Raw genomic sequence first — 18259 nt, forward strand, 5'->3', positions numbered from 1 at the left:
CGACCAGAGCCCGCGCTGGCGGCTTCGGCGGCTGCGCTCGACGCTGTTCGGCGGTTCCGCCATCTGCTGCCGCACGGGCACGCCCATGCGGCGGCGAACCTCACATGAGGTCGAGCGCGTAGCCCGGCCGCCCGGCGAGAAGCGCCTCGCCCCTCGCCTTCCCCATCACATAGATCGCGGTCGACAGCCCGTCGCCTCGATCCCGCTCGGCGCGAAGACGGCGACGCGCGAGAGAAGTTGCGGCGAGAGGCCGGTGCGGGGTCGAAGATGTGGTTGTCGGCGCCGTCCTTCGAAAACGGCGTGCCGGCGCCCGCCGACGTCGCGGCGAAACCTTGAAAATCGCTCGACAGAACGTCGGTCTCGCCGCCCTCCTTGGCCGTGCGGCCGCCGAGCCGCCACGGGCGCCATCCGGGTGACGCCCGAAGGCGCCGAACTCGCCGGTGTCGACGAAGGCGTCGGCGACGCCGTGGCGCCGCGCCGCCGCGATCACGAGATCGGCGGCGTAGCCCTGAAGGATCCCGTTCAGCGTCATCTCGACGCCGGGCGGCGGAACGCGATCCGCTCGCCGGAAACCTCGACGTCGCGCCAGCCGACCCGGGCGACCGCCTCGCGCGCTCGGCCTCGTCCGGCCGGCGGCCGTCGCGCGTCGTGCGCTCCCAGAGCGTCCAGAGCGGCTGGACGGTCGGGTCGAACGCGCCGCCGGAGCGCTCGGCGAGGGCGAGCGCGTAGGAGGCGAGCGCGACGAGCCGAGGGTCCGGCCGATCGAGCGCGCCCGCGCGGTGAGGCGAGACAGCTCGCTGTCGGGCCGCATCAGGCTCGCGGCGCGCTCGAGCGCGCGGATCTCGCTGAAGCCGTCGTGGATTGAGGCCTCGAGCGCCTGTGCGTCGGGGCCCGCGGAAAGTGAGCGCGACCGTCGTGCCGAACGCGACGCCTGCGCGGGTCGCGACCTGCTTGCCATGGGCACGGGCGAGCTCCCGAAACGCTGCGCCGCCGACCGCGGCGGCGGCGAGCGTCCCGGCGCCCCCGGCCAGAAGCTTGCGACGGCTGAAACCGCTCATTCGGCCGCCTCCGTGGCGAGACGCACGTTTGGGCGTTTTGGCCGCGAGGATCTGCGGAACGCACTGGTTGGGATCGTGGATAATGGTCACGGCAGTCCATGCACTGGAAGCATTCGGCGTAGTCGACCTTTCCCGCCTGATCGATCGCGCCGTAGCGGCAGCGCACCTTGCAGAGCTGGCAGGGGCTTCCGCATTCGGCGCGGCGCGGGATCCAGTCGAGCATCCGCAGGCGCCCGCCGATCGCGAGAAAAGCGCCGAGCGGGCAGAGATATCGGCAGAACGCCTTGTAGACGAGAGGTTGAGGACGATGAGCCCGACCGCGTAGGCCACGAACGGCCATGAGCGCACGAAGTAGAGCGTGATCGAGGTCTTGACGGCTTCGACCTCGGAGAACATGTCGGCGAGCGGAGACGCGCTCGCCGCCGCCGCGACGATCCCGGCCAGGCGCGGCATATTTGAGCTTGCGCAGCCATCGGTCGAGCGCTGGCGAGACCTGCCGCTGGCGGATTGCGAGGGGCTTGGCGAGCCACGCCGCGAGCTCCTGCAACGCGCCGAAGGGGCAGAGCAGCCGCAGAACGTTCCGCGCCCCCACACAACGAGCGCCGCGAGCGCGAAGCCCAGATGAGCAGCGAGGGCGGGTCGTAGAGCAGGAAGCTGGCGTCGTGGGTGTAGATCGCGGCCCGCACGGCGCCCACCACCGTCACGATCGAAAGCTGCGCCTGCGCCCACCAGCCGACGAAGCCGAGCGTGAAGACGAGGAAGCTGAGCCGGAACCAGCCGAAGCGCGGCCCGTCCGCGACGAGCCCGCGCTCGCGCGCGAGCGTCGGCGTCAGCAGGAGGAGCGCGGCGCCGATCAGCCCGAGCTCCGGCCAGCGCGCCGTCCAGCTGTCGACCCATGTCGGCCCTAAGTCCGGCTTCGTCCTGGTGAAGAGGTCTTGGGGCAGCTCGTACTTGGTCTCGAAGCTCTTCGAGACCCGCTCGGTCAGGATCTGCCCGCGCTCGCGCGTCACCGTCAGCTGCAGCGTCCAGGGCGAGGACGGGTCGAAACCGGCCTCGGGCGTGATCTTCATGATCGACCAGGGCCCCGCCGGCATGCCGTCTGGTCCCCGCGCCCCGACGATCGATCGCGAGGTCGCGGGCGTTGATCGAGAGCCCGTCCTGGATAACCGCGAGGTTTTCGGGCAGCGAGCCCATGACGAAGCTCTCGCCGAGCGCGTTCCAGCGGCCGGCGGTGAGGAACAGCAGCGCGTGGGCGTCGGGACCGATCTCGGCGACGAGCTTGTCGAACGCCCTGTCGCCGAGGAGATTTCGGCCGATCGAGGGGACGTTGAGATAGGTCACATAGGCGTCGATGAAGGGCTCGTCGGGCCGCTCGCGGCCCTCCTCGTCTCCGTCCGGCGTCGAGGTGTCGGCGAAGGCCGCGTCGACCTCGCGGTTGGTCGCCGTGAAGCGCTTCACGTAGCCGCGCTTGAGAAGTTCGTCCCAGCCAAGCGGCTCGAAGCCGTCTTGCCTAGCCTCGACCCTGAGGCCCGCGCTTCGCCCCGCGCCGAAACCGAGCTTGGCGCGCGCCACGGCGAGCGCGGAGAGCAGCATGGTCTCGTTGACGACGCGGGTGGAGGCGGTCGCCATCGAGACGCCGTCGACGACCGATGACGCCGGCGCGCCGTTGGCGCGGGCGTTGGCGCGCCCCACGCTGATCGCGCGCTTGGCCGACATGCCGGCGTACTGGTCGACGAAGGCGACGAGCGGCGCGGAGCCAAGCCCCTCGAGGAAGACTGGCTCGTGATGCGACAGGATTTTCGCGTCGAGGAACGTCCCGTCGGGCTTCAGCGCGATCAGCAGGTTGGGGGGCGCGCCGCCGAAGCCCGGGATCGCGGCGAAGTCGATGGATTCGAACGCATAGGCCAGGACCTCGTAGGAGCCGGCCTGCTGCTTCATGATCGGCCAGATCGGCAGCCGGTCGTCCTTCTCGCCGCGACGAGGGGAAGCGGGAACGCCGCCTCCATGCCGGCGCGATCGAGGGTTCCGGCTTGAGCGGGGAAGGCGGCGAGCAACGCCAAAAACAGAAGAATTGCCGCTGCGATCGCCTGCGCCGTCATGCCCGCGCGCCAGCGCGGGTATCCACGACTGGACCGTAGGGCTCCGCGCCGTGCGAAGTCGTGGATACCCGGCTTCGCCGGGCATGACGGACTCCGATGCGGACGCGTCGCAGCTTCTCCCCAGTCCTTCGCGGCTGGCATCCTCAACAAACCTCATGCTGAGGAGCCCGCGTCGGCGGGCGTCTCGAAGCACGCAGCTGGCTTGTCCAACGCTCCAAACGCCGCGCCTTTACTTGCGGTCGGCGACGGGCTGCGCCCTGGGCCGCACCGCCGCGCCCCAGGGGAAGCGGCCGACCTTCACGGTCTTCACGGGCTTGAGGCTCGCGACGTCCACCATGGTGACGTCGCCCGAAACCCCGTTAGTGGTGAACAGCATGGACTGGTCGGGGGTGAGCGCGAGGTGCCAAACGCGGCGGCCGACGAGGATGTAGGACTTCACCTCATAGGTCTGCGCGTCCACCACCGCGACGCGGTCCGACGGGCCGAGCGCCACGAAGGCGTATTTGCCGTCGCGCGTCAGCTGCACGCCGACCGGCTGGACGCGGTCACTCGCCACGCCGGGAATCGCGAACTCGATCGTGTGGACGATCTGCTTGGTGGCGACGTCGATGATCGCGACCGTGCCGCCGACCTCCGAGGAGACCCAAAGCCGCTTGCCGTCGAGGTCGAACTCGGCGTGGCGCGGCCGCTGGCCGACCGGCGTCGCGTCGTTGGACGTGAGGCTGTCGACGTCGATCCAGTGGACCAGTTGGTGGTCTCCGACGTCGTCACCGCGGTCTTGCCGTCGGGGCTCACGGCCATGCCCTCGGGCTCGATCCCGACCTCGATCTGGGCCAGCACCTTGCGCGTCTCGACGTCCACCACGGGTCGTGAGCGCGTCGTCTCGTTGGCGATGAAGAGCTTGGTCCCGTCGGGCGAGAGCGAGAACTGCTCGGGGTCTTCGCCCGAAGGCAGGTCGTGCAGGATCTTGCCGCTGTCGGGATCGATCGCCTGCACGGCGTTCGAGTCCGAGGCGCAGACATAGAGGATCTTGCCGTCCGGCGAGAAGGTGAGGCCGCGCGGCCGCCGGCCGACCGGGAAGGTGCGCGTCACGACCTTCTGCTCGGTGTCGATCACCGACACCGTGTTGTCGCGCTCGTTGGTGACGAAGACCTCATGGGCGTTGCCGGAGCCGGCGCCCGCGATCGAGGCCGCGAAGCCGAGGCTGACCGCGGCCAGCGCCGCGCGCATGCGCCGGAGCGCCTCGCGCTCGTCGGCGTCGCCGACGAGCGGAGGCCGCGACCTATCCACCCCCTCCCCCTTGCGGGGAGGGTAAGGGTGGGGGTGGTTCAGAACAGAGCTCTCTTGGTCGGCGTAGAGCTGCGTGGCCCTCTCCGCCTCATTCTGAACCACCCCCCACCCCGACCCTCCCCGCAAGGGGGAGGGGAGAAAGCGGGCTGATCACCATTCGGCCGGGAGGCGCGGTCTTCGTCATCTCATCCCCTCATCGCCTTGCAGGCGCTTTCCGACTGGTCGAGGCCGAGCGTGTCCATCTCTCGGTGCGCTGGTGGAGGAAGCCCTCGAGCGGGGCGGTCGCGACCACGGCGCCGGGCCACAGCAGGTAGACCGGCTGGCGCAGCTGCCCGTTCCAGGCGCGGAAGCTGAGCGCTCGGCCCTTGAAGCCGCCGACCTCGAACGTCTCGCTCCGCAGCAGCGCGGAGATCGCCGCAGGATCGGCGCTCTTGAGCTGGACCGCGGCCTCGCCGACCGCGTGGACCGCCATCCAGCCCGAATAGTCGACCGGATCCATCCGGCGGCCCGCGAGCTTCCTGAACCGCCCCTGCAATTGCACCGCGGCCCAGGCCTCGACGGGCTTGCCCCAGGCGGCCGGGACCATGCCGTGGGTTCCGACGACGGGCCGCGGGCTTGCGGTGTTGTAGGGAAGGTTGTCGCCGAACTCGTCGGCCTCGTCGGCGACCGCCACGACGTCGTGTTCGGCCCCGCGGGAGGCGAGCGTCAGCTCGTCGGTCGCGGTGTCGCGGATGTCGGCGCCGCGGGCGTCGAAGGGCTTCTCCTCGACGATTCTGAGCCCGAACTTGCGCGCGCTCTTGCGGATCGCGTCGGCGTAGAGCCGGTCGCCCTCCCCCGGGCCCGCCACCAGCAGGATGCGGGTCCAGCGCTTGAAGGCGAGGAACTGCATCAGCGCGTCGGCCAGCATGTCGCGCGAGGGGATAACGTGGAGCACGCGCGCGCGGCAGTCGGCGTCGCGCAGGCGCACGTCCGGCGCCGAAACGTTGAACAGCACGACGTCCCTGGCCGCCGCCGCGTCGGCGAGCGCCAGCAGATCCTCGGCCGGGGCGTTCACCACCACGAAACGCGGCGCGTCCTTGGCCATCACCTCCGCGAAGGCCGCTCGAGGTCGCCGTCGGGCTCGACCACCGTGGTCTTGAGGTCGAACTTCAGCCCGACGAAGCGCCCGGTGGCGTTGGAGTCAGCGATGCCGAGCTCGGCGCCCTTGAGGCCTTGGTCGTCGGGAACCGGGTCCTCGTTGTTGCGCGGCGTGTGGCGCTCGACCGGCGCTCGAAGTAGTGGATCGAAACCAACTTCAGCTCGCGCGGCTTGCGGACCGTCGGGGCCGGCGCCTGCGCGGGCGAGGCGCTTTCGGTCTGCGCGGTCTGCTGCGGAGCTGCGGGAAAGGCCGGCGCCGCGCCTGGCGCGAGGGTGGTCGCGATCGTCGCCGCCACGATCGCGGCGGTGTGCGCTAGGCCTGTCCTGTCGCCGCGCATCGCCGCTGCTCCTGCGTACCGCCCGGAGGATAGGGAGCGGCGCCGGGCGCGGGATTGTACTTATTGGCGCCTCAAAAATCGGCCGCTGCTGGAACGGCTATAAGGTGTACCTAAGAACAATGTGGGGGCCCCAGCCCCGTTGCTAGCGTCCGCGCCGCAATGGGAAGGACGCCTGACATGAAAGCCTCTCGCCTCGTTCTGCTCGCCGTCGGCGCCGCCGCGCTCTTCGCCGGGGCCGCGCTCGCGCCGCGCGCCTGGGCGCATGGCGACGTGCAGCCGCAGCCGGTCAACACCGACGGGCTCGCGCCGCTCGGCGAGGAGTGGAAGGAAGAAAACCCCTATCGCGGCGACCCGAAGGCGATCGCGATCGGCGCCTCAGGCTATAACCAGAACTGCGCCCGCTGCCACGGCCTCGAGGTGATCTCGGGCGGCCTCGCGCCTGACCTTCGCCATCTCGAGAAGGGCAAGGAAGGCGACGAGTGGTTCTCGCAGCGCGTCCAGGGCGGCGCGATCATCAACGGCATGACGAAGATGCCGTCCTTCGCCGGGGTGATCTCGCAGGAAGGCCTCTGGGCCATTCGGAGCTACATCGAATCCGTGCACGTCGACGAGTGATGCGAGGGATCGACCGCCGCCTCTTCCTGGGGGCGCTCGCGGGCGCAGGCCTGGCCGCGCCCGCTGTCGCGCGTCCGCTCGACGAGGTGACGGCCTCCGGGATCCTGCGGGTCGCGCTCTATCGCGACAACGCGCCCTTCTCCGACGACGCCGGCGGAAAGCCGGTCGGCATCGACGTCGACGTCGCGAAACGGATCGCGCAGACGATCGGCGTGAAGCCCGAGATCCGGATCGTCGAGGCGTCCGAGAACGTCGACGGCGACTTCCGCCTCAACCTCTGGCGCGGCGACCTCGCGGGCTCGACGCTCGCCGACCTGATGCTGAGCGTGCCGGCCGACAAGCTGCTGCAGATGCGCAACGAGCTGGTGTTCTTCACCGCCCCTTACGTCGAGCAGCGGCTCGCGATCGCCTATCGGGCGGGCGTGGTGGAGGGCGGGTTCCAGGATCTTCAGGACATCGCCGGCAAATCGGTAGCGGTCGAGGGCACGAGCCCCGTGGACGCGCTGATCGGGTTCGCCAATGGCGGGACGCTGCGCGAGTCGATCCGCCACTACCGCAATTTTGGCGACGCCGCCGACGCGTTCCGGAGCGGCGAGACCCAGTTTCTCGCGGGCGCGCGCTCGGCGATCGAGTCGACGCTCGCAAAGGCCGGCGTGAAGGACGCGGAACTCAAGGATCTCGCCGGCTCGAACCTCATCCGCCCGCGCTGGGAGCTCTGCGGAGCGGTGAAGACGGACTCGCGCGATCTCGCCTATCGGATCGGCGAGGCGCTGGCCGAAATGCGCGCCTCGGGCGAGATGGAGAAGATCTTCGCGGCCCATGGCGCGAGCTTCACTCCGCCGGCCGGATATTAATAAGAATCAGTCACTTACGTTTCTTCTTAGGGTGTACTTAATGGCAATAAGCAAGGTCCCCGGCCCCGTCTAACGTCCCCCCACTGGGATCAAGCGCGCGTGACAAGCGCGCCGGTCCAGCAGCGCCGGGAGATGGCGCGCTCTCAGGGGAGAAACCAATGACCTTCCGCGCAACCTTGCTTGCCGCCGCTGGCGCGGCGGCGCTTCTGGCGGGGGCGGTCTCGCCGTCGCTCGCGGTCACCGACGAAGACATCGCCAACGACGCCAAGACGGTCGACGACGTCGTCTCCTACGGGCTCGGCAACCAGGGCCAGCGCTACAGCCCGATCAAGACGCTGACCCGCGACAACATCAAGGGCCTCATCCCGGCCTATTCGTTCTCCTTCGGCGGCGAGAAGCAGCGCGGCCAGGAGAGCCAGCCGCTCGTCAAGGACGGCGTGCTCTACATCACCGGCTCCTACAGCCGCGCCTGGGCGATCAACAGCCGCACCGGCGAGAAGATCTGGGAGTACAACGCCCGTCTTCCCGAAGGCATCCTGCCCTGCTGCGACGTCGTGAACCGCGGCGGCGCGCTCTACGACAACCTGTTCATCTTCGGCACGCTCGACGCCAAGCTCGTCGCGCTCGACGCCAAGACCGGCAAGGTGGTGTGGAAGAAGGACGTCGACGACTTCAAGGCCGGCTTCTCCTTCACCTCCGCCCCGATGATCGTGAAGGGCAAGATCATCACCGGCGTGTCGGGCGGCGAGTTCGGCATCGTGGGCCGCGTCGAGGCGCGCGACGCCAAGACCGGCGAGATCGTCTGGAAGCGGCCGGTGATCGAAGGCCATGTCGGCGAGCTCAACGGCAAGCCCTCCACCATGACGGGCAAGACGAACGAAAGCTGGCCCGGCGACATGTGGAAATACGGCGGCGGCGCCACCTGGAACGGCGGCACCTACGACGCCGAGACCAACCTGATCTACTACGGCACCGGCAACCCCGGCCCGTGGAACAGCTGGCTGCGCCCGGGCGACAACAAGTGGTCGGCCTCGCGCATCGCGCTCGATCCGGAGACCGGCGAGATCAAGTGGGGCTTCCAGACCACCCCGCATGACGGCTGGGACTATGACGGCGTGAACGAGTTCGTGTCGTTCGACCTCCAGAAGGGCGGCAAGACCATCAAGGCCGGCGCCACCGCCGACCGCAACGGCTTCTTCTACGTCCTCGACCGCACCAACGGTAAGTTCATCTCCGCGACCCCGTTCGTCTCGAAGATCAACTGGGCCAAGGAGATCGGACCCGACGGCCGTCCGGTCTACGACGACAACTTCCGTCCGAAGGACCCCTCGAAGTCCGGCGACGGCAAGAAGGGCGACAGCGTCTTCGCCGTGCCGAGCTTCCTCGGCGGCAAGAACTGGATGCCGATCTCCTACAACCCCGACACCAAGCTGTTCTACGTCCCCTCCAATGAGTGGGGCATGGACATCCACAACGAGCCCGTCTCCTACAAGAAGGGCGCGGCCTATCTCGGCGCCGGCTTCACCATCAAGCCGATCTTCGAGGACCACATCGGCTCGCTCAAGGCGATCGACCCGACCTCGGGCAAGGTCGTGTGGGAGTACAAGAACAAGGCTCCGCTCTGGGGCGGCGTCCTGAACACCGGCGGCGGCCTCACCTTCACCGGCACGCCCGAGGGCTTCCTCAAGGCCTTCGACGCCAAGACCGGCGAGGAAGTCTGGAAGTTCCAGGTCGGCACCGGCGTCGTCGCCTCTCCGATCACCTGGGAGCAGGACGGCGAGCAGTGGGTCGGCGTCGCGGCCGGCTGGGGCGGCGCGGTTCCGCTCTGGGGCGGCGAGGTGGCGAAATCCACCGCCGGCATCAACCAGGGCGGGTCTTTCTGGGCCTTCAAGCTTCCGAAGGAAGTCGCCTCCCGCTAAGGGAAGAGCGGAAGTCGGACGCGGCCGGCCGGGATCTCCGGTCGGCCGCTCCGTCCCCTCCGGCGCATGCGAGCCCGACAGCGCAAGCGCCGGAGGCCGGACCTGACCCTCCGGTCAGGGACGCGTTCGTTCGGGGGATATCGGTCGTGCATTTCGCCATCATCGACGACCATCCGTTGTTCCGGGAAGCGCTGCTGTCGACCGTCCATGTGGCGTTTCCGGACGCCCAGGTCGACGAGGCCGACTCGCTGACGAGCGCATGCGACATGCTCGCCCGCTCCGACGCCATCGACCTCATCCTGCTCGATCTCTCGATGCAGGGCGTCACCGGCTTCGACGGCCTCATCCAGATCCGCGGCCGCTTTCCGCGCGTGCCGATCCTCGTGGTCTCAGGGCTCGACGACGCCCAGATCGTCCATGAGGCGATGCGCTGCGGCGCGGCCGGCTTCGTGCCCAAGGCATCCGGAAAGGCGCTTCTCACCGAAGCCATCACCGAGGTGCTGGGCGGCGGGGTGTTCCTGCCGAAGGAATATCGCCGGACCCAGACCGCCCGGCCCTCGCGCGCCGGCGCCGACATGCTGGATCGGCTGAAGACGCTGACGCCCGCCCAGATGCGCGTGCTCTCGCTCGTCAAGCGCGGCAAGCTCAACAAGCAGATCGCCTACGAGCTGAACGTCGGCGAATCCACCGTGAAGGCCCACATCTCCGAGATCATGCGCAAGCTCGGGGTCGCAAGCCGCACCCAAGCCGTGATCGAGACCTCGGCGCTCGACTTCGACGTGATCCTGAGCGGGCCGGCGAAGGTCGACTGAGCGTCCCGCCTTACTCCCCTCGCCGCACCGACGGCGCGAGGTGGGACATCAGCGCGCGCACGTAAGCCGGCTTGATCGGCTTGTGGATCAGTTCGCAGCCGGCCGCGCGCACTTCCGCTGCGACCTCGGCCGAATGGTCGGCGGTCGTCACGATCGCGGGCGTGTCGGCGCCGTAGGTCGCGCGCAGCCAGGCCGCGACCTCGAGGCCATAGACGCCGCCGTCGAGGTGGTAGTCGATGAGCGCGATGTGCGGCGGCTCGGACTGTCCGGCGAGCGCCTGCTTCAGCTCCTCCAGCCCGTGGGCGGAGACGACGGTCGCCTCCCAGGAGACCAGCAGCCGCACGAGCGCCTCGCGCGCGCCGACGTCGTTCTCGACCACGACGATGCGCGAGCCCGAGAGCGTGGTCGAGACCGGCGGCATGAAGGCGCCGGTCTCGTTGCGCTCGCGCACCTCCCCTTGCGCCAGCGCGAGGCGCAGGCGAAAGCGCGAGCCGCGCCCGACCTTCGACGAGACCTTGAGGCTGTGGCCGAGCGCGAGCGTCATGCGGCGCACGATCGAGAGCCCAAGCCCGAGTCCGATCTCGGCGTCGCCGCTCGCGCCCTCACCGCGATAAAACTCCTCGAAGATGCGCGCGCGGTCGGCCGGCGTGATGCCGGGGCCGGTGTCCACCACGTCGATGAGGCAGGAGCCGCCGCGCGAGCGCGCCCGCACGAGCACGCCGCCGCGCCGCGCATAGCGCACCGCGTTCGAGACGAGGTTCTGCAGGATGCGCTTCAGCAGCACAGGGTCGCTTTCGACCGCGAGCTGGCCGGTCTTGACCACGAAGCGCAGGCCCTTGCGGCTCGCGACCGGCTCGAAGGTCGCCACCACGTCCTCCAGCACGTCGTTGAGCGAGATCGAGCGCACGTTCGGGCGCACGACCCCGGCGTCGAGCTTGGAGATGTCGATGAGGGCCTTGATCAGGTCCTCGATGGTCTTGAGGCCGCGCTCCACCTGGCCTGCGATCGCGAGCGCCTCGACGCCGAGCGGCATGTCGGCGAGCGTCGAGATCGAGAGCCGCGCGGCGTTCAGCGGCTGCAGCAGGTCGTGGCTCGCGGCCGCGAGAAAGCGCGTCTTCGAGCGGTTGGCGAACTCCGCCTCTTCCTTGGCCTCGACCAGCGCCCGGTTGGAGCGCTCGAGGCTAAGCATCAGGTTGGTGAGCTCCTCGGTGCGGTCGCGCACCCGCGTGTCGAGCGTGATCGCGGTCTGGAACAGCGAATAGGCCGAGCCCTGGCGGTCGGTCGAGCGCTCGACATGGTCCATGAGCGCGGCGTTCATGCGCTCGAGCTTGGCGATGCGCCGCTTCAGCTCCGCCGTGTCGTCAGGGATTTCGGCAAGGCTCATTGGACGTCCGCGAGGCTCAGGCCGCCCCAGCATAGCCGATCGCGACGCCCGTAAAAGTCTGGTTCAGGTGCATCGAGCGGTACTGCTCGCCATAGGTCTCGAAGCCGACGACGTTGTACTGGCGGTAGAGATCCGAGATCGGCCGCCGCTTCTGGCGGATCTCGGCGTCGAGGCGTCGGAGCACGCAGTCGAAGCCGATCACGAGGTCGACGCCGCCGAGCCGCGCCTCGAGGCGTTCGAGTTCGGCCCGCGTCACCTCGACGACGTCGAGCGGGCGCGCGAGCGTCAGCACCAGCCCACGGTCGATCGCGCAGAAGAAGGAGAGCGAACCGTCCGGATTGAGCCGGCGGATCGAGCGGCAGAAATACTCGCCGCCGACCCGCACCACGAGCGGATGCGAGGCGAAGCTCATCGGCGACAGGTTCTCGGGGTCGAGCCCCACCGCCATGGCGTATTCGGTCGCGGCGGGCTCGGCGTTGAGCTCCCGCACCGTGCGCGCGCCGTCGTCGGAGGCCGTCACCACGAACTTGACGTCTGTCGGCTCGAAATTGTCGGTCTTGAAGATCTCGACCGGGTAGTCGGTCTCCACGATCATCAGGATCGCGGCGGTGAGCTTCACCTCGCCGTCATGGATCAAGGCGGTCCGCCGGAACGCGAGGTCGTCGCCGGCCGAGCCGCCGACGAGCGGAATGCCGTCGAGCGCCTGGTCGATCACCGAGACGACCCGCTCCTCGGCGTTGGCGAGGCCGTCGATGAGCGAGAGCGCGAAGCGGCTCGCCCCGGCCTTGGCGTCGGGCGCGGCGTCGAGCCGGCGGCGCAGCGACCGCACGATGTCGGCGGTGCGCTCGACGTCGAGTTCGTCGACGTTGGGGAGCGAGGCCGACACGATCCGGAAACCCGACTTCGGGAACGCCACCGCCACGACGCCGCGGTCGAGATTGCCCGCGGGGCTGAGCTCTCCCGCGCTCGAACAGGCGGCGATCGGCGTGCCGGCGAAGCGTCGGGAGAACGCGACGTTGATCTCGTCCGCGGCGTAGGCTGACGAGAAGAACACGAGAAGCTGGCCGACAGGCTCGCCAGACAGCGCTGCGGCGACGGACGCGACGGCGCCTTCCGCCGTGGCCGCGCCGTCGACCCACGCGGTCTTGATGCCGCAGCGGTGGCTGACGGCGCGCGCCTCTGTCAAATCCGAAGTCCTCCCGTGGGACGTCGGGGCTCTTTTTCGGCCCTCTTTAGAAAGACCGTAGACCGCTGGCGGCGCCGGCTGCAAGGGACCGGCCGTGCGCACTTAGGTTGAGCTTGAACGGCTCCGCGGCCGCGCGGCCTCAGTCGGCCGCCACCAGCGCGAGCGCGGAGAGGAAGCCCGCGAGATCGTCGGTCATGTGGTCGACATGCGGGCCGCCATGGGCGTCCGTGGCGGAGGTCAGGCGCTCCAGGCCCTCGGGCTCGCCGTCGCGCGGCGTCACCAGCACGGTGCGCATGCCGAGGCGATGGGGAACCACAAGGTTCTTCGACAGATCCTCGAACATCGCGGCCTTGGAGGGCTCGATGCCGTGGAGCTTCAGGAAGGCGTCATAGGCGGCCGCGTCGGGCTTGGGCACGAAGCTCGCGGCCGCGATGTCGAAGATGTCCTCGAACAGCTCGGAGATCCCGAGCCTTGCGATGACGCTTTCGGCGTGGCGGCGCGAGCCGTTGGTCAGCACGAAACGCCGCCCCGGCAGCCGCGCGATGGCGGCCGCGAGGTCGGGCGCGGGCGCCAGCACCGCATGGTCGATGTCGTGGACGAAAGCGAGGAAGTGGTGCGGGTCGAGCCCGTCCTCGCTCATCATGCCGGCGAGCGTCGTGCCGTGGCGGCGGTAGTAGTATTTCTGGAGCGCGCGCGCCGAGAGCCCGTCGAGCCCGGAGCGCTGCATCACATAGGCCGTGATCTTGGCGTCGATCTGGTCGAACAGCCGGCTCGAGGCGGGGTAGAGCGTGTTGTCGAGGTCGAACACCCAGGTGTCGACGTGATCGAAGCCCTTGGCCTCGGCCTCCTGCACATGCTCGCGCAACGTCGTGGCGCCGGTGAAGGAGTTGGAGGCGGGAGGTTTGTTCATCGAAGACCGTTCAGCCCGCGCGACGGGACGTCGCGACATCCGGATGATCGCCCGGACATGGTGAACGAGCCGTTGTCGCCGCGAGCCGCGGCTTTTCCAAGGCGGGGCGGCCGCGCCGTCAGGGCGTCGCCGCCTGGTCAAGAGCCGCGGCCCCGCGCGACAGTCCGTAGGTGACGGGCGACGGCGCGCCCGTCATGACGAGGCAGACGAGCGTCAGCGCCATCCAGAGGCCCGCCGCGATGCGCGGGCCCTGCTGGAAATAGACCACCGCGACGAGGAGATGGATCACGACCAGCATCTCCTGCGGCGCGCTCGACCACACGGTCGGCAGCAGGAAGAACACGAGCCCGATGACCGCCATGGCGGCCGCGAATTCGGCAAGGCCGCGCCGCGCGACGGCCAGCTTGGCGTTCTTGGGTTCGGGCCGCTTGAACTGAACGACGTTCATGCCGGCACTCTAGCCGAGATCAGGGCTTCAGGCGAAGCGACGCTTGGCCGCGAAGGCGCGCCCGCCGAAGCCGCCGCTCAGCGCGCTTCCTGGACGAAGTTCAGCGTCTCGACGCGCTCTGTGCGCTTGCCGCTGTCCACCAGTTCAAACAGCGCGCTCTGCCGCTCGCAGGGCGACGACTGCGCGACGCAGTAGCCGAGCGAGCCTTCCACCTGATAGGCGCCCGGGCCGTCGAGATAGAACTCGTACTTGCCCTGCTCGTCGGGCTTGACCTGCTGCACCGCGGAGACGACGCCGGCTTCGCGCATCGCGAGCGTGACGGTCGCCCCGCCCCGGCGCGCCTTCGAGACCTTGCCGCGGATCACGAGGCTGTCGGTCCCGCCGGAGCGCGCCCCGACCCAGGTCCCCGAAACGCCGTTCGTGTCCTCCCAGAGGCCCTCGATGATCTTCCGGCCCTTGCGATCGACCTTGCCGGTGAGGGCCACCGTGTATTTCACCTCGTTGTAGGGCCAGGCCATCGTGACCTTGCGGCCCTTCAGGACGCCGTCGAGTCCCCAGCTGTAGAGGCCGTAATCGCCGAAGCCGGTCAGCTTTCCGTCGACCTGCTGCGTGATGGAGAACCGCTGGCTGAGGCGGTTGATCGTCCCGATCCAGGAGCCGCGCATGTCGATCTGCGGCTTGGCCGGGGCTTCGCTTTCTTCGGCGAGCGCGCTCCCCGCGCCTGCCAGAGCCGCGACGCAGAGCAAAAACGCCAGCAATTTCATAGCGTCCTCCCGGACGATGGTTGACCGGAAGGTCAAGTCTCGCCGAGAACTTCGAAACGCTCAAGAGCCTCATGTAAAGTTGAGGAGATCGACTTGAGGAAAGGGCGCGAATATTTATCGTCGATTGATGAGTTTTGCCGGCGACGGCCCGATGTCGGCCGCCGCCGGCGGATCGTCCGCGCCCGTCAGCGGGTGATGAGCGTGCCCGCGCCGCCTTCGGTGAGCAGCTCGATCAGAACCGCGTGGGGCGTCTTGCCGTCGAGGATCACGACGCCCTCGACGCCGCGCTCGACCGCGTAGATGCAGGTCTCGACCTTCGGGATCATGCCCGCCGTGATGGTGCCGTCGGCGATGAGGCGGCGCGCCTCCTCGATCGAGAGCTGGTCGATGAGGTTCTTGTTCTTGTCGAGCACGCCCGGAACGTCGGTGAGCAGCAGCAGGCGCTTCGCCCCGACCGCGCCGGCGATCGCGCCCGCGAAGGTGTCGGCGTTGACGTTGTAGGTGGTGGCCCCGTCCGAGCCGGACGCGACCGGCGCCACGACCGGGATCTGGTCGGAGGCGATCACCCAGTCGAGCACCGTGCGGTCGACCTTGTCGGATCTCCGACGAAGCCGAGGTCGACGATCTCCTCGACATTGGTGTCGGGGTTGATCATCGAGCGGGTGACCTTGCGGGCCGTCACCATGCCGCCGTCCTTGCCCGAGAGGCCGATGGCGCGGCCGCCCTCGGCGTTGATCGACGCCACGATGTTCTTGTTGATCGAACCGGCGAGGATCATCTCGACGACCTCGACGGTCGCCTGGTCGGTGACGCGCAGCCCCGCCTTGAACTCGGACTTGATGCCGAGCCGGTCGAGCATCTTGCCGATCTGCGGGCCGCCGCCGTGGACCACTACGGGGTTGATGCCGACCTCCTTGAGGATCGCGACGTCCTGCGCGAACCAGCGCGCCGCGTCCGCGTCGCCCATGGCGTGGCCGCCATATTTCACCACGATCGTGGCGTCGTCGTAGCGCTGCATGTAGGGCAGCGCCTCGACGAGGATGCGGGCGGTGTCGTGCGGATTGGGAGCGGCGGTCATCGGCCTCGCGTCTTTCGGCGTGGAAAGCGGTTGGCCGGCGGTTCTAGACGGTCATTCGCGACGGCTCAATGACGTCGCGCAAGAAGCCTCTTCAGGCGCGCTGGCCGCCGACCGCGAGCCGGAGGCTCCCGCGGCGCTCGCCGACCGCGCGGAGCTCGCTGACGCGCCGCTCCGCGTACCACGCCTCGAAGGCCGCGACCGACATCGGGCGGCCGAACAGATAGCCCTGCGCATAGGTGCAGCCGTGGTCGGTGACGAAGCGGAGCTGCTCTTCGGTCTCGACGCCTTCGGCGATGGTCTCGAAGCCGAGGTTCTCGGCCATGCCGATGACGGTGCCGACCACCACGCGCGCGCCGGCCTCGTCGATCGCGTCGCGCACAAAGCCGCGGTCGATCTTGAGCACGTCGAAGGGCAGCCGCGTCAGCGCCGAGAGGTTCGAATAGCCGGTGCCGAAGTCGTCGATGGCGATGCGAAGGCCCGCAGCCTTCAGCGGCGCGAGCTCGCGGGCGGCGTGCTGCGGATCGCCCATCGCGGCGCTTTCGGTGATCTCGAGCTCGAGCTGGGAGGGATCGGCGCCCGCCGCTCCGGTGATCTCAAGCGTGCGCTCGGCGAATCCCGCGCGCCGGAACTGCAGCGGCGAGACGTTGACCGCGACGCGCACGTCGATCCCGCGGCTGTGCCAGTCGGCCGCGACCCGACTTGCCTCGGCGATGACGAACTGCCCGAGCGGCTCGACCAGGCCGCATTCCTCGGCGACCGACACGAACTCGCCCGGAGGAACCATGCCGCGGGTCGGGTGCCGCCAGCGCGCGAGCGCCTCGGCGCCCGAGACGACGCCGCCCTTGAGCGAAATCTGCGGCTGGAAGTGGAGTTCGAGCTCGCCGGCCTCGATGGCGCGGCGAAGATCCTGCTCGAGCCGCAGGCGGCCATAGGCCATGCGGCTCAACTCGGCGCCGGCGAAGCGCACGCTCTGCGGGCCGGCCACGCGGGCGGCGGAGACGGCCGCGGCCGCGCTGCGGATCAGCGCGCCGGCCTCGTCGCCGTCTTCCGGCGCGAGCGCGACGCCGACCGAGAGCGTCGTCATCATGCGGTGCTCGCCGACGACGAGCGGCGCCTCGAAGGCCGCCACCGCGCTTTCGGCGAGCGAACGGGCGGCGTCGGCGTCGGCGTCGGGGGCGAGGATCGAGAAGCCGCTGTCGGAGGCGCGGGCGACCATCATCGACGGCTCGCCGTCGTCGCGGTCGAGGCCGCGGCCGCGCGCCCAGCCCTCGACGGCCGACGACAGGCGCCGGGCGGCCGCGCGCACCGTCTCGTCGCCATGGCTTTGCCCGAGACCGGCCGCGATGCGGCTGAGGCCCGCGATCTCGACGCGCACCAGCGCGAGCGAGCGGCCGAGCTGAAGCGCGGCCGCGAGGCGGCTCGTCAGGCTCGCATGGTTGGGCAACCGCGTGATCGGGTCGTCGAAGGTAAGGCGGTGGAGCGCGTCGGCGTTCTCGGCGAGATCGCGGGCGATCGAGAGATGCGCGCGGGCAAGCGCCCCGACCTCGTCGCTGCGCTCGCCCGCGGCGCGGACAGCGGCGTCGCCGGCGCCCGGCCGCATGACGGCGCGGGTCAGCGCGCGCAGCGGCGAGGCGGCGCGGTCGACGAGGATCGCAAGGCCCGGAAGCGCGAGCGCGAGGAAGATGAGCGTGGTGATCAGCCCGTGGACGGCGGCGTCGAACCCGGCCGAAGCCGCAGGCGCGAGCGACACCCCGAAGCGCAGCGTCGCGCGGACGCCCGAGGAGAGCGTCAGCGCCTTGGCGCCGTGGGCGTATCCGTCCTGCCGGACCATCACCGCAAAGGCGGAGCGCTCGGTGCCGTCGACGCCGGTCTCGGAGAGCAGCGGCGCGGGCCGCGCGGGCGCCTGGCCTTCGATCACTGCGCCTTCGGCGTCGACGAGATAGGCGTAGTCGAAGCCTGCGATCCGCACGAGGTCGCCGAACCGCTCCTCGGCGAAGCGGGAGCGCTCGATCGCCGCCGCGGCGCGCTCGGCTTCGGCCACGGCGTTGCGCTCGATCGAGCGCTCGCCGGCGTCGCGGACGTTGGCGGCGTTGGTCAGGATGAGGACGAGCGAAAGCGCGGTGAGCAGCAGGCCGACGAGCAGCGTCGCGCGCGCCGCAAGGCCCCGCCACCAGCGCTTGAGCGGCTGGCCGTCGGTCCGGCTGTCGTCACCTGTCATCGCAAAAACCGCACGCAAAGGCCTTTTCCCACAGGGTGCGATTGTCGTTCGGAAGGGTGAATGAACGGTTGATGCTTCGAACAGACGGTTTTTAGCTACCCCCATCGCGTGTGATCGGCTTGGACTTTCAACGAAACCGAAAGGAGCCT

General features: G+C 69.5%; 11 protein-coding genes and 5 pseudogenes. 4 read left to right on the forward strand and 12 right to left on the reverse strand.

All coding sequences use genetic code 11. The features are described from left to right. Positions 1-100: 100 nt before the first annotated feature. From K6K41_RS30210 to K6K41_RS05660, 5 genes and pseudogenes are all read right to left on the reverse strand, one after another. A complete protein-coding gene (locus K6K41_RS30210; RefSeq protein WP_428978594.1) occupies positions 101-532 on the reverse strand; it encodes an FAD:protein FMN transferase in 432 nt (143 codons plus the stop codon). Between the two features lie 133 nt (positions 533-665). Continuing rightward, positions 666-1058, reverse strand: a pseudogene (locus K6K41_RS30215) (FAD:protein FMN transferase); the annotation flags it as partial. Between the two features lie 24 nt (positions 1059-1082). Then, positions 1083-3157 (reverse strand): annotated as a pseudogene (locus K6K41_RS05650) (4Fe-4S binding protein); the annotation flags it as partial. A gap of 229 nt (positions 3158-3386) precedes the next feature. Beyond that, positions 3387-4387: pseudogene (locus tag K6K41_RS05655) on the reverse strand (PQQ-dependent catabolism-associated beta-propeller protein). A 245-nt stretch (positions 4388-4632) separates the two neighbouring features. Further along, a pseudogene (locus tag K6K41_RS05660) lies at positions 4633-5922 on the reverse strand (ABC transporter substrate-binding protein). 177 nt (positions 5923-6099) lie between these two features. On the opposite strand from K6K41_RS05660, the gene pedF reads away from it, so the two are divergent. From pedF to K6K41_RS05685, 4 genes are all read left to right on the forward strand, one after another. Then, complete coding sequence (pedF, locus tag K6K41_RS05670) at positions 6100-6537, forward strand: cytochrome c-550 PedF (RefSeq protein ID WP_261404253.1); 438 nt, start codon at positions 6100-6102, stop codon at positions 6535-6537. Then, positions 6537-7391 carry a substrate-binding periplasmic protein gene (locus K6K41_RS05675; RefSeq protein ID WP_261404254.1) on the forward strand — a complete coding sequence of 285 codons (855 nt, stop codon included), beginning with the start codon at positions 6537-6539 and terminating at the stop codon, positions 7389-7391. The genes pedF and K6K41_RS05675 overlap by 1 nt, the downstream gene beginning before the upstream one ends. 158 nt (positions 7392-7549) lie before the next feature. Then, positions 7550-9310 (forward strand): PQQ-dependent methanol/ethanol family dehydrogenase, encoded by a 1761-nt coding sequence (locus K6K41_RS05680; RefSeq protein ID WP_261404255.1) that lies wholly within the window; start codon positions 7550-7552, stop codon positions 9308-9310. Positions 9311-9447: 137 nt separating this feature from the next. Further along, positions 9448-10122, forward strand: coding sequence for a response regulator transcription factor (locus K6K41_RS05685; RefSeq protein ID WP_378146877.1), 675 nt, complete (start codon positions 9448-9450; stop codon positions 10120-10122). Positions 10123-10132: 10 nt separating this feature from the next. Here the strand turns inward: K6K41_RS05685 and K6K41_RS05690 are convergent, their stop codons facing one another. The 7 genes and pseudogenes from K6K41_RS05690 to K6K41_RS05720 all read right to left on the reverse strand — a co-directional run bounded on the left by K6K41_RS05690 (position 10133) and on the right by K6K41_RS05720 (position 18110). Next, positions 10133-11506, reverse strand: coding sequence for an ATP-binding response regulator (locus tag K6K41_RS05690; RefSeq protein ID WP_261404257.1), 1374 nt, complete (start codon positions 11504-11506; stop codon positions 10133-10135). 16 nt (positions 11507-11522) lie between these two features. After that, complete coding sequence (locus K6K41_RS05695; RefSeq protein WP_261404258.1) at positions 11523-12692, reverse strand: FIST N-terminal domain-containing protein; 1170 nt, start codon at positions 12690-12692, stop codon at positions 11523-11525. Between the two features lie 139 nt (positions 12693-12831). Further along, positions 12832-13602, reverse strand: coding sequence for a pyrimidine 5'-nucleotidase (locus tag K6K41_RS05700; RefSeq protein ID WP_261404259.1), 771 nt, complete (start codon positions 13600-13602; stop codon positions 12832-12834). Positions 13603-13720: 118 nt separating this feature from the next. After that, positions 13721-14050 carry a hypothetical protein gene (locus K6K41_RS05705; protein WP_261404260.1) on the reverse strand — a complete coding sequence of 110 codons (330 nt, stop codon included), beginning with the start codon at positions 14048-14050 and terminating at the stop codon, positions 13721-13723. A gap of 77 nt (positions 14051-14127) precedes the next feature. Beyond that, the gene (locus K6K41_RS05710) at positions 14128-14814 is read right to left on the reverse strand and encodes a hypothetical protein (protein ID WP_261404261.1); all 687 of its coding nucleotides are present in this window, start codon (positions 14812-14814) and stop codon (positions 14128-14130) included. A 185-nt stretch (positions 14815-14999) separates the two neighbouring features. Continuing rightward, a pseudogene (argB, locus tag K6K41_RS05715) lies at positions 15000-15892 on the reverse strand (acetylglutamate kinase). A 91-nt stretch (positions 15893-15983) separates the two neighbouring features. After that, positions 15984-18110 (reverse strand): putative bifunctional diguanylate cyclase/phosphodiesterase, encoded by a 2127-nt coding sequence (locus K6K41_RS05720; RefSeq protein WP_261404262.1) that lies wholly within the window; start codon positions 18108-18110, stop codon positions 15984-15986. Positions 18111-18259: the final 149 nt, after the last annotated feature.

Source organism: Chenggangzhangella methanolivorans (assembly GCF_019797865.1).
Classification (GTDB): Bacteria; Pseudomonadota; Alphaproteobacteria; order Rhizobiales; family Methylopilaceae; genus Methylopila; species Methylopila methanolivorans.